Origin of the sequence: Nocardia sp. NPDC051900 (genome assembly GCF_044452545.1) — a bacterium.
In the GTDB taxonomy this organism is placed as follows: domain Bacteria; phylum Actinomycetota; class Actinomycetes; order Mycobacteriales; family Mycobacteriaceae; genus Nocardia; species Nocardia sichangensis.
Window position 1 is genome coordinate 168,207 of sequence record NZ_JBITBU010000006.1, and the last position, 14,057, is coordinate 182,263.

The window sequence follows — 14,057 nt, forward strand, 5'->3', positions numbered from 1 at the left end:
TTGCCGGTATCGGCACCTGTGAACAGCATGTTCAGTGCATTCAGCTTTCTCACGCGGGCAGCCCGACGAGGTCCGCCAGCAATCTCCGATGGTGGCCGGGACTTCCCAGTCCTATCTGGTCGGCCTTCGCGCGTTTGAGGTACAGGTGTGCCGGGTGCTCCCAGGTCATGCCGATCCCGCCGTGCAATTGGATGGCCTCCTCGGCGGCCCGCACCGCGATATCGCTGCAATAGGACGCCGCGACGGCGGTGGCGATCACGCTGTCGGGGTCGTCGGCCGCGTATGTTCCCGCCGCATACCGCGCGGCGGCCGAGGCCGACTCGACCTCGACGTAGAGGTCGGCGAGGCGGTGCTTGATCGCCTGGAATCCGCCGACCACCCGGCCGAATTGGCGTCGCAGCTTCAGATACTCGACGGTTGTCTCCAGGCACCAGGCGGCGATTCCGGCTTGCTCGGACGCGAGGAGTGCGGCGCCGAGCGTCAAGCCGGATTGGATAGCGGCCCAACCGGACTCGGCGGCGACGACGACCCGGCCCGGCACGGAGTCGACAGCGACGTCAGCCAGCGGGCGGGTCATATCCAGGGAGACCACCGGCTTGATCTGCGCCGCGGCGGCCGTCAACGCGTGGACCTCCGTGCCGTTGGCCGTCTCGACGGCGGCCAGCAGCACATCGGCGTCGAGCGCGCCGGCGACGCTGGTAACCAGTCCGGACAGCCGGCCCTCCGCATCAGCCGTCAAGGTCGGGATGTGCGTCGCGAGCGCGGTGGAGAACGGCGTCAGCAGCGCTGCGCTGCAACTACCGTCACCGAGCCGACCGACCAGCGTGGAGTCGCCCGCGAGCAGGACGGTCGCGGCAATGACGCTGCTGGTCAGAAATGGGACCGGTGCGACGAACCGTCCGAACTCCTCGAGGACGACGGCGGCGTCACGGGCCGTACCGCCCGCCCCGCCGCGGTCCTCGGGGATGAGGAGACCAGCGAGCCCGAGGTCGTCGGTGATCGATGTCCACAGCGTCCGGGTCAGTGTTCGATCGCCGTCGTAGGCCCGCGCGACCGCGGACGGATCGCATCGGGTGGTGAGCAGGTCACGCACCGCGTTGCGCAAGGAGGTCTCGACATCGGTATCGAGCAGCAGGATGTCGCTCATCGGCTCAGGTCCTTCCAGGCGATGTCCTTGTCCGCACGGGGTTCACCCGGCAGCCCGAGGACCCGTTCGGCGATGATGTTGCGCAGGATTTCGGAGGTTCCGCCCTCGATCGAATTGCCTTTGGCCCGCAGGAAGCGGTAACCGGCGCCGCGACCGGCGAAATCGACCCGGTCGGGGCGCACCATCGTCCAATCGTCGTATCGCAGGCCGTCCTCACCGCGCAGTTCGACCTCAAATCCGGCAACCTGCTGGTTGACTCGGGCGAACGACAGCTTGAGGGCGGAGGTTTCCGGCCCGGGCTGGCCGCCGGCCACCTGCTGACGCAGCCGGGTCGCCGCCAGCCGGGAGACCTCGGCATCCACCCACAATCGCAACAGCCGGTGGTGCAATTCGGGGGTGCGCTTTTCCGGGAATTCGCGCCAGAGGCCGGCGGCGGCGCCCAGCACTCCGCTCTCGCGGGGGAGCGCGCGCCCCCCGATCGAGACGCGCTCATTGTTCAAAGTGGTGGTTGCGACTCGCCAGCCTTCTCCTTCCTTGCCGAGGCGGTGCGTGTCGGGGATCCGAACGTCGGTCAGGAAGACTTCGTTGAATTCCGCTTCGCCGGTGATCTGCCGCAGCGGCCGCACCTCGACTCCGGGTGCGGTCATATCGCAGATGAAGTAGGTCAGCCCCGCATGCTTGGGCCGGCTGGGGTCGGTGCGTGCCACGAGGATCGCCAATTGCGCTTTGTGCGCGACCGAAGTCCACACTTTCTGCCCGTTGACGACCCAGTCACCGCCGTCACGCACTGCCCTGGTGGCGATCGCGGCCAGGTCCGAGCCTGCCCCCGGTTCACTGAACAGCTGGCACCAGATCTCCTCCCCGCTCCACAGCGGACGCAGGAAGCGCTGCCGTTGTTCCGTCGTGCCGTGGGCGAGGATCGTCGGCGCGGCCATACCCAGACCGATACCGTTGATCGCCGCGTTGTTGTCCGGAGATCCGGCCTGCTCGAACAGGGCGTCGACGAACGGTTGCAGTTCCCGGTCGACGGCCCGGCCACCGAGCCCGATCGGAAAGTGAACCCAGGCCAGGCCCGCGTCGAACCTGGCTCGGTGAAAGGTCACGGCATCGGTGGTGGCCGGATCGTGCTTTTCGAGTACGGCTTCCACCCCGCGCCGCAGATCGTCGCGGACCGCGTCGGGTCGAGTCATCTGTCATCCTTCTGATCGGCCGTCACGGCACCAGCATCGCGACCGTCTCGGCCACACACGCGGGCTTGTCCGAGCCGTCGAGTTCCACGGTCACTCGGAGCACTGCTTGCGACCCGATCGTGCCCGGCACGAGCGAGACCAGTTCGACACCGGCTCGGACCCGGGATCCGGCCGGGACCGGAGTGGGGAATCGCACCTTGTTGGTGCCGTAGTTGACACCCATGGACAAGCCCCGCACGGCGTATACCTGACCGGCCAGCATCGGCACCATCGAGAGGGTGAGAAACCCGTGTGCGACGGTGGTGCCGAACGGTCCGGCGGCGGCTTTCGCGGGATCCACATGGATCCATTGGTGATCCCCGGTAGCTTCGGCGAAGCGATCGATCTGTTCCTGGGTCACCGTGTGCCAATCGCTGTATCCGAGGTGGGTGCCGACCGCGGCCTCCAGCTCGGACAGGCCCTGGAATATCTGCACAGCTCTCCTTCCTCCGTTCAGTTCCGTGGGCCGCCGGCCACGTAGATCACCTGGCCGGACACGAAGCCGGCCCCCTCGCTCACCAGGAACGACACGGTGTGCGCGATGTCGGCGGGAGTGCCGGTACGGGCAACCGGAATCTGGGCGGCCATCGCCGCCTTGAGCTCCTCGAAGGAGATGTTCATCCGGGCGGCCGTGGCCGCGGTCATCTCCGTCTCGATGAAACCCGGGGCGACCGCGTTCGCGGTGACGCCGAACTTGCCGAGTTCGAGTGCGAGCGTCTTGGTGAATCCCTGCAGCCCGGCCTTGGCGGCCGCGTAGTTGGCCTGGCCACGGTTGCCGAGCGCCGAGGTGCTGGACAGGTTGACGATGCGACCCCACTTCTGCTCGATCATGTGCGCCTGCGCTGCCCGGGCCAGCAGGAACGAACCGCGCAGGTGCACGTTCATGACGGCATCCCAGTCGTCGGCACTCATCTTGAACAGCAGATTGTCACGCAGGATCCCGGCGTTGTTGACCAGCACCGTCGGTGCGCCGAGTGCGGCGGCCACGCGATCGACCGCCTGGGTAACCGCGGCCTCGTCGGAAACATCGACACCGACCGCGAGCGCGCGTCCACCGGCTGCCTCGATGTCGTCGACGACCGTCTTGCAGGCGGCCTCGTCCAAGTCGAGCACGGCTACTGCCATACCGTCGGCGGCCAGCCGCCGGGCGACAGCGGCGCCGATTCCGCGAGCCGCGCCGGTGACGATGGCGGTCCGCTGTGTCGGATCGGTCATGAATACTCCTCGAAGATGTGATTGCGGGGGAATTGCTGAGTTCAGGGGGTGTAGACCACGCGACCGACGGTCTTGCCGTCCGCGAGTCGCTGCACGGCGCCGGCGACCTCCTCCAGTCCCAGCCGCGCGCCGACCAGAGGACGGATCGCGCCGTCGGCGGCAAGTGCGGTCAGCGCGCGATGGCATTCGGCGACGGCGCCCGGGTCCTGGGTGTTGTACAAACCCCAGTGCAGGCCGAGGATCGAATAGTTCTTGACCAGCGCATGATTCAATGCCGGTGCTTGGATCTCGCCGCCGGCGAATCCGACGACCACGATGCGGCCCTCGAAGGCGATGCATTTCGTGGACCGTTGGTACACCTCGCCGCCGACCGGGTCGTAGATCACGTCGGCGCCACGACCGCCGGTTACGTCCTTCACGACGTCGACGAAGTCCAGCTGATGCCGATCGATGACCACGTCGGCGCCCAGATCCTCGGCGTAGGAGGCTTTTTCGGCGCCACCGACAACTCCGATCACCCGGGCGCCCGCGGCCTTGCCGAGCTGGATCGCGGCGCTGCCCACGCCACCTGCCGCGGCATGCACCAGGAGGGTCTCGCCCGCGGTCAATCCGGCGCGCCGATGCAAGCCGAACCAGCCGGTCTGGTAGCCGATGAACAGCGAGGCCGCCTCCGCGTCATCCAACGACGGCGGCGCTGGGAAGGTCTGGGCGGCCTCCAGCACGGCGAATTCCGCGAAACCACCGTGCGGCAGCGCCGCGCCTCCGAGCACCCGGTCACCGGCAGCGATCCCGGCCACGTCGGCACCGACCGCCACCACTTCGCCACACAACTCGACGCCGGGCGTGAACGGCAACGGCGGCCGGACCTGATAGAGGCCGCGGCACATCAGTACATCGGGAAAGTTCGCCGCGGCGCCGCGGACCCGCACGACAACCTGGCTCGGGCCGGGCTCCGGAACTTCCACCTCCTCCAGCCGCAGCACCGTGCCCGGTTCGCCCAGCTCATGGACTCGCCACGCTTTCATCCGCGCCATGTCAGATTCCGCCTGTCAGCGTGACGCCGCCGTCCACGACCAGCAATTGCCCCGTCAGCCAGCTCGCGTCGTCGGAGAGCAGAAACGCCACCACACTGCCGATGTCCTCGGGCACGCCGAGCCGCTTCAGCGGGTACGCCGCGGCGACCTCGTCCTCCCTGCCGTCGTAGAGAGCAGTGGCGAACTTCGTCTTCACCACCGCCGGGGCGACGGCGTTGACCCGTAGGTTCGGGCCGAGTTCGACCGCGAGTTCCTGAGTGATGTGCGTGAGCATCGCCTTGCTCGAACCGTAGAAGCCGATGCCCGGCGCCGGCTTGAGACCTGCGACCGACGACACGTTCACGATCGCGCCGCCGAAGTCCTTCATCCAGGCCCGATACGCCTGCTGCACCCACGACAGCGCGGCCAGGCAGTTGACCTCGACTATCTTGCGGGCCACGTCCAACGGCAGATCGACCATCGGCCCGAACGCCGGGTTGATGCCGGTGTTGTTGACGAGGAGGTCGGCGCTACCGAACGTGTCGATCGCGCGAGCGACGGTCTCCGCCTGGTGCTCGACGTCATCGGCACGGCCCGCGACGGCCAGCGCGCGGGCCGGCCCGCCCAGTGCTTCCACCGCTTCGTCGAGCGCGTCCTGTTTGCGGGCGGTGATCACGACTCGCGCCCCCTCGTCCACCAAGCGCTGCGCGATGCCGAGCCCGATGCCCCGGCTCGCACCGGTGACTATCGCTGTCTTGCCTTCGAATCTGTTCATCATTGAGTCCCTTTCGCGGAGTCAGCGGTTACGACAGGCGCTCCAGCACCATCGCCATGCCCTGACCGCCGCCGACGCACATCGTTTCCAAACCGATCTGCTTGTCATGGAACTGCAGGGAGTTGATCAGGGTGCTGGTGATGCGGGCGCCGGTCATGCCGAATGGGTGACCCACCGCGATCGAGCCGCCGTTGATGTTGAGCTTGTCGAAGTCGACGCCCAGCTCCCGCGCCGAGGGGATGACCTGGGCGGCGAAGGCTTCGTTGATTTCGACCAGGTCGATGTCATCGATGGTCATCCCGGCCCGGGCCAGCGCCTGCTTCGACGCCTCCACCGGCCCCAGGCCCATGATCTCCGGCGACAGCGCGCTGACTCCCGTCGCGACGATCCGAGCCAGTGGCGTCAGGCCGAGTTCGGCGGCCTTGGTGTCGGACATGATGACGACCGCGGCGGCGCCGTCGTTGAGCGGGCAGCAGTTCGCGGCCGTCACCGTCCCGTCGGGCCGGAACACCGGCTTCAGTTCGGCGACCTTCTCCAGGGTGACTCCAGGCCGCGGGCCGTCGTCGTGCGAGACGACACTGCCGTCGGGCAGGGTGATCGCGGTGATGTCGCGCTCCCAGAATCCGTTGGCGAGGGCGGCCTCGGCGAGGTTCTGGCTGCGGACACCGAAAGCGTCCTGTTCGGCACGGCTCACACCGCACAGTTGCGCCACGTTCTCCGCGGTCTGCCCCATCGCGATATAGACGTCCGGCAGTAGATCCTCGGTGCGCGGGTCGGTCCAGGCCTCGCCGCCCGCAGCGAATTTCGCCGTACGGCGCACCGCGTCGGCGAATACGGGGTTCTCGGTGCCGGGCAGGCCGTCGGCACTGCCCGTGACGTAGCGGCTCACGGTCTCCACGCCGGCGGAGATGAAGACGTCTCCCTCGCCGGCCCGGATGGCGTGTAGCGCCATGCGGGTCGTCTGCAAACTGGACGAGCAGTACCGGTTGACCGTTGTGCCGGGCACCCGATCCAGGCCCGCCAGAATCGCCACGACTCGAGCGAGGTTGAAGCCCGACTCACCGGCGGGCTGGCCACACCCGAGCATCAAGTCGTCGATGCCGTTCGGACTGAGGGCAGGCACCTTCGCCAGCGCGGCCCGGACGATCTGCGCCCCCAAGTCGTCGGGCCGGAGATCCCGCAACGAACCCTTGCCGGCGCGACCGATCGGCGAGCGGGCGACAGAGACGATGACGGCTTCGGGCATGACTGTGAACCTTCCAGCAAGTAACTGAGCGCTTGTTAACCTATCGACACCATGCTGGACGGACCGTCGATGGTCAATACGTCACAGTGAATTGGGACTGTGACACAGGGCACAGGCCGGCGCGGTCGCTCAGCAGACGGCTTGCGTCCGACGCAGCAGCCATCATTGGATGAGTACAGCGACGGTCGAATGGATGGCCTTGTGGGGCAACGGATCGCCAGCCCTGTGCGGCAGCGGCTCCGGCGGGACCTTCACCACACGATTCTGAGGCACACCCGCCGCGCTCGCTGCGGGTGTGCCTCTGCTGGTCACCACCATCGATGAGGGTCGGGACCTGTCGTCGACGTGCGGGATACCGGCCGACGGCTCCTATCGTCTGCTGCCGGCCTGACGGCTCCGCCTCACTTCAGGCGCCGGGCGAAGAATCGGATCCCGTCGTCCGCCCCGAGCGCCCGCACCGCGAACCCTGATGAGGCAGGTGGCGAAGCCGAGCATCAATTCGGTGGAGCCGGTGTCTGCGTGGGAAGAACAGTGGCCCGCGCTCGCCGAGGGCCTGGACCGGACACGCGTGCCGGCCAGGGCCGAATCAGCACGCGCGTAGTGTCAATTCGCTCACTCGGCAGAGCGCTCGGGAACTGCGTTTTCACCGTGTGGAGGTCTCCGGCCCGAGCCCGGACGGGCGCTGGGTTCGCGTCGCTTCCGCTCGAGGTGCTGGGCCGGTGAGTCCCCCGGTCCTGCGCATTCCGAGGAACATCGAGGCCAGGCCGAGCAGCACGGCGACGGCGCCGGCGACGACGTTGTTCCAGATCGTCGAGGTGGTATCGACGTTGCCGCTGACGATCCAGGGGGCGACGATCGTCCAGAGGCCGATCAGGGGAGCGGCCCAGACGATGCCGTGCGTCCGGCCGTACACCGAGGCGAACCCCAGTGCGAGCATGGCCAGAGCGATGCCGACGATGAGGTTGTTGACGGTCAATGTGGAGAGTCCGTTGAACCCGACGACCCAGGGGGAAATCGCGATGTAGAGCCCGGTCAGGAACATCAGGCCGGTGACCGCTTGGGCGTCGGGCGCCTCGGAGGCGCGCTCGTACTTCTCCCGCAATTCCACGATGTCGGGATGCCGGCTCATCATGGTTTCACTACTCATGTTTCCACCACCCTTCGGACGTAGTGGCGTATCGAAGCTCTCCCGAGCCGGGCGGCTCGCGATCGGTTCAGGAACGCGACCCGTCCTGATCGCCGCTCACTTATATCATCCTGTGATAATATCACTCCATGATGGAAGGGTCGATGTCCTCGTCGGGCCACCTCACCGACCAGGAATACACGCGGCTGCTGGCGTTTCGTACCGTGCTGCGCCAGCTGCTGCGCTGGAGTGAGCGCGGGGCGGCCGAAGTGGGACTCACCGACACCCAGCACCAACTCCTGCTGGCGATCCGAGGGCACTCCCACCCCGGCGGGCCGAGCATCGGGGAGGTCGCCGGTTACCTGTCCGCCCGCCACCACAGCGTGGTGCAGCTGATCGATCGCACCGAGCAACTCGGCCTCGTCACTCGGAAACGAGGGCAGGGCACCGACCGTCGCGTCGTACACCTCACGCTGACCGAGGCAGGCAAGGAAACGTTGGCCTTGCTCAGCGCCACACATCGGGAAGAACTAGAGCGACTGACTCCCCTCATCGGCGCGCTGGATGATCTCCCCGCCGTAGGGTGAGCGTTGCTCGGTCCGGGTAGGGCCACACGAGCCGGGATCACCTCGCGATCCGCTCTGGTGGGCCGGGTGTGCCGAGAAAGGTGCGCCCCTCAGCGGCCGAGCAAAGCGCTTGCCCCGTACGGATTTCGCCCGTCCATGCCCGCGTCGTGCCTGATGGGGTGGTGCGGCAGGAGCGGGAGGACCCGCGCTCGGGTTCAGGATCGCGCTGATCGCAATCATTCTGTGAACCGTCTGCGCACCTTACTGTTCCGGACAGTACTTCTCGTGTGAGGACCGCGTCAGATGACATTGCAGTTGGATCCGACCACATCCGCGCCGCCTTCCGCCCCTGCCGAGGCGGTCGTCGAAAGCCCGGCCCCGTTCACCCGGAAGCTGATCGGCCTGGCCAGAGCGTCTTCCGGGCTGATTTTGGCGGTGGTCGTCTGGCAGCTGGGCGCCCGATCCTGGCTCGGCACGACCACTCCGGCGCCGACGGAGGTGCTCGAGGCCGGGTGGGAGCTGATCAGGTCGGGCGAGCTGTGGCAACATCTGGCCGCCTCCGGGCGTCGGGTGGCGGTCGGGTTGGCGATCGGCATCGGCATCGGTCTGGTGTGCGGGGTGGCGGCCGGGTTGTTCCGCGTCGCCGAAGATCTGGTGAACGGCCCGCTACAGGCGTTGCGAATGTTGCCGACGCTGGCGCTGGTGCCGGTGTTCATCATCTGGTTCGGCATCGGCGATTCGTTCAAGATCGCGTTGATCATCGTCGCGCCGATCTTCCCGATCTATTTGAACGTGCTGGCCGGGATCCGGGGTGTGGACCGGCGGTTGGTGGAGGCGGCGGAGTCGCTGGGCCTCAACCGGTTCGAGTTGACCACCAAGATCATCCTGCCCGGTGCGTTGCCGCAGATCTTCGTCGGTTTGCGGCAGGCACTGGGCATCGGCTGGCTCACCTTGGTGGTCGCGGAGATGCAGACCACGCCGGTCGGTCTCGGGTTCCTGATGAACGATGCCAAGGAGTTCCTGCGGACCGATCAGATCTTCTTGGTCCTGGTGATCTACGCGGTGCTGGGGTTGCTCACCGATCTGTTCGTGCGCGTGCTGGAACACCGGTTCCTGGCCTGGCGCACCGGATACGAGGGGAAGTAGATGACCGCCACCATCGGGACCGGTGTCCGTATCCGCGGGGCGGTGCGCGCGTTCGGCGGGCGCACGGTACTGCGCGGGGTCGACTTGGATATCGCGCCGGGGGAGTTCGTCGCCCTGCTCGGCGCCAGCGGGTCCGGTAAGAGCACGCTGCTGCGCGGCATCGGTGGGCTGGACCGCGGCTTCAGTGGGTCGTTCGACGTGCCGGGATCGAAGGCGATCGTGTTCCAGGAGCACCGGTTGATTCCGTGGATCACCGTGTGGCGCAACGTCGTTCTCGGCGTCGACCGGGCCGGCAAGGCGCGTGCGTTGACGGCGCTGGAGGAAGTGGGGCTCGTCGCGAAAGCGGATGCGTGGCCCGCGACCTTGTCGGGCGGGGAAGCGCAGCGGGTCGCGCTGGCCAGGGCGCTGGTCCGCAATCCGGAACTGCTGCTGCTCGACGAGCCGTTCGGTGCCCTCGACGCGCTGACCCGGTTGAAAGTGCAGGCTCTGGTGGCGCGCCTGTGGACGCTGCACCGCCAGTCGGTGCTGTTGGTGACCCACGACGTGGAGGAGGCGCTGCTGTTGGCCGACCGTGCGCTCGTGCTGCGCGAGGGCCGCATCGCCGAATCCTTCGACATCACCGTCGCCCGCCCGCGTTCGGTGGTCGACCCCGAATTCTCCGCACTCCGGCGCCGGTTGCTGCTCGCACTCGGCGTGAATCCCGAGGCACCGACAGGAGCAGACGTATGAGTGAACCGTTGCAGATCAGTACGGACGTCTTGGTGATCGGCGGCGGGCCCGCCGCCTGCTGGGCCGCGATCCATGCCCGCGAGGCCGGCGCCGAGGTGACGTTGGTGGACAAGGGCTACTGCGGGACCAGCGGCGCCACCGCCCCGTCCGGCACCGGCGTGTGGTACGTGGCGCCGGAGGCGACCGCGCGGGCCAACGCGAAGGCCAGCCGGGAAGCGCTGGGTGGGCATCTGGCCGATCACTATTGGATGGACCGGGTGCTGGATCAGACCTACGCGAACATGAATCGGCTCGCGGTGGAGGGACGGTATCCGTTCCCCGTCGATCCGGCCACCGGTGAGCAGATCCGCACCGGCGTGCAGGGCCCGGAGTACATGCGCCGGATGCGGGCGTGGGTGAAACGTGCCGGGGTGCGCATCCTGGACCACTCGCCCGCGCTGGAGTTGCTGGTCGACGACGACGGCGTGGTGCGCGGCGCGGCGGGCTACCAGCGCCAGGCCGACCGGGACTACCGCATCGCGGCCGGTGCGGTGGTGCTGGCCACCGGCGGTTGCGCGTTCCTGTCCCGGGCGCTGGGCACGAATGTCGACACCGGTGACGGCGCGCTGATGGCGGCCGAGGTGGGCGCCCGATTCTCGGGGATGGAGTTCTCCAATGCTTATGCGATCGTGCCGAAGGGGTCGACGATCACCAAGACCGCCTACTACGGTTACGCGACGTTCTTCCACGAGGACGGGCGCGTGCTCGAGGGCGCGGGCTCGACCAAGGGCCGTTCGGTGATCGCGCGAACACTGTTACGGGAGAAGGTGTTCGCGCAGCTCGACCGTGCCGACGCGGCGGTGCAGGCGCAGATGCGGCTGGGGCAGCCCAATTTCTTCCTCCAGTTCGATCGGCGCGGTATCGACCCGTTCACCGACCGGTTCGAGGTGGATCTGCTCGCCGAGGGCACCGTGCGCGGCACCGGCGGCATCGATGTGGTCGACGACGACTGCGCCACCTCGGTCGCGGGGTTGTACGCGGCGGGTGACGCGGCGACCAGGGAACGGATCTGTGGCGGTTTCACCGGTGGCGGCAGCCACAATTCGGCGTGGGCGATGTCGTCGGGCAGTTGGGCGGGCCGCGGCGCGGCGTTGTTCGCGCTGAGCTCCGGTGGGGCGCGGAGCGCCGATCTGCGCGGTGCCGGGCGCACCGGGTTGCGGCCGGAGAGCGCCGAGTCGGTCCGGGCGGCGGACGTGGTCGAAGCCGCGCAGCAAGAGCTGATCCCGTTCGAGAAGAACTACCTGCGCCACGGCGACCGGGTCGGGCCTGCGCTGGAGCGGCTGGACAACGTGTGGGAGCAGGCCACCCGCGGCTTGGGCGGAGGCACGGGGGACGAGCGGGTGCGCGCTCGGCAGGCCGCGGCCATCACCGCCGTGGGACGGTTGATGTACCGGTCGACGCTGGCGCGGACGGAGACGCGCGGGATGAGCAAACGCGTCGATCATCCGGATCTGGACCCGAAGCAGCACCATCACATCCTGTCCGGCGGGCTGGACGAGGTGTGGACGGCGACGTCCGCGGCGGCGACCACTTCGGCGGTGGCGTGATGATCGAGATCTTGCGCGCTGGTGACTGCATCGCCTGCGACAAATGCGTGGACGTGTGCCCCACGAATGTCTTCGACCGCACCGACAGCGGAATCCCGGTCATCGCACGGCAGTCCGATTGCCAGACCTGTTTCATGTGCGAGGCCTACTGCCCCACGGACGCGCTGTACGTCGACCCCGAGTCGACGCCGCTGGCCGATCACGACGCCGTGCGCGGCGAGCACATCGGCCGCTACCGCAAAGAGCTGGGCTGGGGCCGCGGCCGCCAACCGGGCAGTCTGGTCGCGGTGGGGCCGCGTCTGCCGCACGGCACTCCGCCGCCGCGGTTGTCGGAACTCTGAACAACGAAAGCGAATCATGCGCATACTCCGGCTGATCGTGCCCGCCGTCGTGTCCGCCCTGCTGCTGGTTCTCACCGGCTGCGGGTCGGACGACGCGGGCTCGGCGACCCGCGCCGAGATCAAGACCCTCCGCATCGGCACCATCGGCACCGGCAACGTGCTGACCGGGCCGGTCGGCTTCGCCCATCAGCGCGGAGCCCTGTTGCCCGCGCTGAAGCCGCTGGGGGTGGACGCCATCGAGGTCTACAGCTTCCCCAACGGTCCCGACCTGAACCAGGCGCTGGTCGGCGGCCGCCTCGACGTCGCCACCTACGGTGACACGCCCGCTCTGGTCGCGCGTGGCAGCGGGTTGAAGACGCGGCTGCTGGCCATCGCGGCGGTGAATTACAACGCGGGCGTGGTGGCCAAGGATCCGGCGATCCGGACGCTGAAGGATCTGGCGGGCAAGAAGATCGGCGTGCAGTCGGGCTCCTACATCGATCGGTACCTGCAGGGTGCGTTGAAGGCCGAGGGCATCCAGGCCCAGCTGGTGCATCTGCTGGCCACCGACGCGGAGGCTCCGCTCAACGGCGGCGATATCGCGGCGGTCGCGCTGCCGGATGTGAACCCGTCGTCGTCCTTCCACGCGTTCCTGGCCAAGGGTTTCCACCAGGTCGACTCGATTCACGACAACCATCCCGATCTCGCGGGTACCAGTTCCTCGGTGAGCAGCCAGGACTTCCTCGACAGCCATCCGCAGTTCGGTCCCGCGTGGCAGTCGGTGATCGCCGAGGCCAACCGGTATGCGAAGGCGCATTGGGACGATTACGTGAACTACGAGGTGTCCCAGTCGAAATCGCCGGAAGCGGTGGTGCGCGCCACCGCGCGGGAGAGCTACATTCCCGACGAGATCTTCGCGCCGCTGGGCATCCAATTGCTGACGGGAACCAAGCAGTTCCTCGTGGATCAGAAGAAGATCCGGGAGGATTTCGGTTTGGAGGAGTGGTTCTACCGGCCCGATCGGCCCAAGCAGGGCTGAGCCGAGCCTCGGTCGCCGAATGCGCGGGGCCGGGCGGCGGTGACCCGTTCATGTGGGGCGAGTACGCGTTCGCCCAGGTCCAGCGGCGGACAGCGTCATTCGTGGCAGACCTCGGCGGTGTCGATCGGGAGGGGAGTTCGTGGCGGAGATCGCGCAGTGGGCGCGGCAGCGGCCGTGGGGGGTGCGGCTGGAGTGGGGGCTGACCGGTGCGATGGCGCTGGGGCCGGGGAGCGCGTGTGTGGTGGTGGTCGACGTCCTGTCGTTCACGACGTCGGTGTCGGTCGCTGTCGAAGCCGGGACGCGAGTGCTGCCCTATCCGTGGCGGGACGGCGGTGCCGCGGAATTCGCCGCGCGGCACGGCGCGGAGCTGGCGGTGGGGCGGCGGGCGGTGTCCGAGCGGCAGCCGTGGTCGCTGTCTCCGGCGGCGTTGCGGTGCGCGCCGGTCGCCGAGCGGCTCGTGTTGCCCTCGCCCAATGGTTCGGCCATCTCCGCGGCCGTCAGCGGTGTGCCGGTGGTCGCGGCGCGCCTGCGCAACGCGAGCGCGGTCGCTCGCTGGATCGCCGGGCGGGGATGGGGAAGCGCGCGCCAGCCGGTCGCCGTGATCGCGGCAGGTGAGCATTGGCCCGGCCGCGACGGGCTGCGGCCCGCGGTGGAGGACTGGCTCGGCGCGGGAGCGGTCGCCGCGGCACTGGCGCGCGGCGCAGCCGGGCCGCTGTCTCCGGAAGCGCACGCCGCCGCGGTGGCGTACGGCGGGATCGCCGATGTGGCGGCGCTGATCCGGAACTGCGCATCCGGCCGCGAACTCGCCGAGGGCGGGTTCGCGCAGGATGTCGCGGCGGCCACCGAACTCGACAGCAGCGGGGTGGTGCCGGTGCTGACCGATGGGGCGTTCGTCGACGCCGCGCGGTGAGCGCGGCCGG

15 protein-coding genes are annotated in these 14,057 nt (G+C 68.4%); 7 read left to right on the forward strand and 8 right to left on the reverse strand.

Going from position 1 to position 14,057, the window contains the following annotated elements; translation table 11 throughout:
* Window positions 1-49 precede the first annotated feature (49 nt).
* The 8 genes from ACIA5H_RS11795 to ACIA5H_RS11830 all read right to left on the reverse strand — a co-directional run bounded on the left by ACIA5H_RS11795 (window position 50) and on the right by ACIA5H_RS11830 (window position 7,772).
* Window positions 50-1,147, reverse strand: coding sequence for an acyl-CoA dehydrogenase family protein (locus tag ACIA5H_RS11795; protein ID WP_397075741.1), 1,098 nt, complete (start codon window positions 1,145-1,147; stop codon window positions 50-52).
* The gene (locus ACIA5H_RS11800; RefSeq protein WP_397075743.1) at window positions 1,144-2,337 is read right to left on the reverse strand and encodes an acyl-CoA dehydrogenase family protein; all 1,194 of its coding nucleotides are present in this window, start codon (window positions 2,335-2,337) and stop codon (window positions 1,144-1,146) included. The genes ACIA5H_RS11795 and ACIA5H_RS11800 overlap by 4 nt, the downstream gene beginning before the upstream one ends.
* 22 nt (window positions 2,338-2,359) lie before the next feature.
* Window positions 2,360-2,812, reverse strand: coding sequence for a MaoC family dehydratase (locus ACIA5H_RS11805; protein ID WP_397075745.1), 453 nt, complete (start codon window positions 2,810-2,812; stop codon window positions 2,360-2,362).
* 17 nt (window positions 2,813-2,829) lie between these two features.
* On the reverse strand, window positions 2,830-3,591 hold the full coding sequence (gene fabG / locus ACIA5H_RS11810; protein WP_355074091.1) for a 3-oxoacyl-ACP reductase FabG: 762 nt from the start codon (window positions 3,589-3,591) through the stop codon (window positions 2,830-2,832).
* Between the two features lie 41 nt (window positions 3,592-3,632).
* Window positions 3,633-4,616: an NADPH:quinone oxidoreductase family protein gene (locus tag ACIA5H_RS11815; RefSeq protein WP_356964570.1), complete on the reverse strand. Its 984-nt coding sequence runs from the start codon at window positions 4,614-4,616 to the stop codon at window positions 3,633-3,635.
* Between the two features lie 10 nt (window positions 4,617-4,626).
* Window positions 4,627-5,382, reverse strand: a complete 756-nt coding sequence (locus ACIA5H_RS11820) for an SDR family oxidoreductase (RefSeq protein WP_379253576.1) — start codon at window positions 5,380-5,382, stop codon at window positions 4,627-4,629.
* 25 nt (window positions 5,383-5,407) lie between these two features.
* Entirely contained in the window at window positions 5,408-6,625 is a 1,218-nt protein-coding gene (locus ACIA5H_RS11825) for an acetyl-CoA C-acetyltransferase (protein WP_355074087.1), read from the reverse strand.
* A 643-nt stretch (window positions 6,626-7,268) separates the two neighbouring features.
* Window positions 7,269-7,772: an SPW repeat protein gene (locus ACIA5H_RS11830; RefSeq protein WP_379253578.1), complete on the reverse strand. Its 504-nt coding sequence runs from the start codon at window positions 7,770-7,772 to the stop codon at window positions 7,269-7,271.
* Window positions 7,773-7,900: 128 nt separating this feature from the next.
* On the opposite strand from ACIA5H_RS11830, the gene ACIA5H_RS11835 reads away from it, so the two are divergent.
* The 7 genes from ACIA5H_RS11835 to ACIA5H_RS11865 all read left to right on the forward strand — a co-directional run bounded on the left by ACIA5H_RS11835 (window position 7,901) and on the right by ACIA5H_RS11865 (window position 14,047).
* Window positions 7,901-8,338, forward strand: coding sequence for a MarR family winged helix-turn-helix transcriptional regulator (locus tag ACIA5H_RS11835; RefSeq protein ID WP_379253579.1), 438 nt, complete (start codon window positions 7,901-7,903; stop codon window positions 8,336-8,338).
* Window positions 8,339-8,620: 282 nt separating this feature from the next.
* Window positions 8,621-9,463, forward strand: a complete 843-nt coding sequence (locus ACIA5H_RS11840; RefSeq protein WP_379253580.1) for an ABC transporter permease — start codon at window positions 8,621-8,623, stop codon at window positions 9,461-9,463.
* Window positions 9,464-10,192, forward strand: coding sequence for an ABC transporter ATP-binding protein (locus ACIA5H_RS11845; RefSeq protein ID WP_355074080.1), 729 nt, complete (start codon window positions 9,464-9,466; stop codon window positions 10,190-10,192). It begins immediately after the preceding gene.
* Complete coding sequence (locus ACIA5H_RS11850; protein ID WP_397075750.1) at window positions 10,189-11,778, forward strand: FAD-dependent oxidoreductase; 1,590 nt, start codon at window positions 10,189-10,191, stop codon at window positions 11,776-11,778. Before ACIA5H_RS11845 ends, ACIA5H_RS11850 begins: the two co-directional genes overlap by 4 nt.
* Window positions 11,778-12,119 (forward strand): 4Fe-4S dicluster domain-containing protein, encoded by a 342-nt coding sequence (locus ACIA5H_RS11855; RefSeq protein WP_397075752.1) that lies wholly within the window; start codon window positions 11,778-11,780, stop codon window positions 12,117-12,119. The genes ACIA5H_RS11850 and ACIA5H_RS11855 overlap by 1 nt, the downstream gene beginning before the upstream one ends.
* Before the next feature lie 16 nt (window positions 12,120-12,135).
* Window positions 12,136-13,137: an ABC transporter substrate-binding protein gene (locus ACIA5H_RS11860; RefSeq protein ID WP_397075754.1), complete on the forward strand. Its 1,002-nt coding sequence runs from the start codon at window positions 12,136-12,138 to the stop codon at window positions 13,135-13,137.
* Between the two features lie 139 nt (window positions 13,138-13,276).
* Window positions 13,277-14,047 carry a 2-phosphosulfolactate phosphatase gene (locus ACIA5H_RS11865; RefSeq protein ID WP_397075755.1) on the forward strand — a complete coding sequence of 257 codons (771 nt, stop codon included), beginning with the start codon at window positions 13,277-13,279 and terminating at the stop codon, window positions 14,045-14,047.
* The last annotated feature ends 10 nt before the right edge of the window (window positions 14,048-14,057 follow it).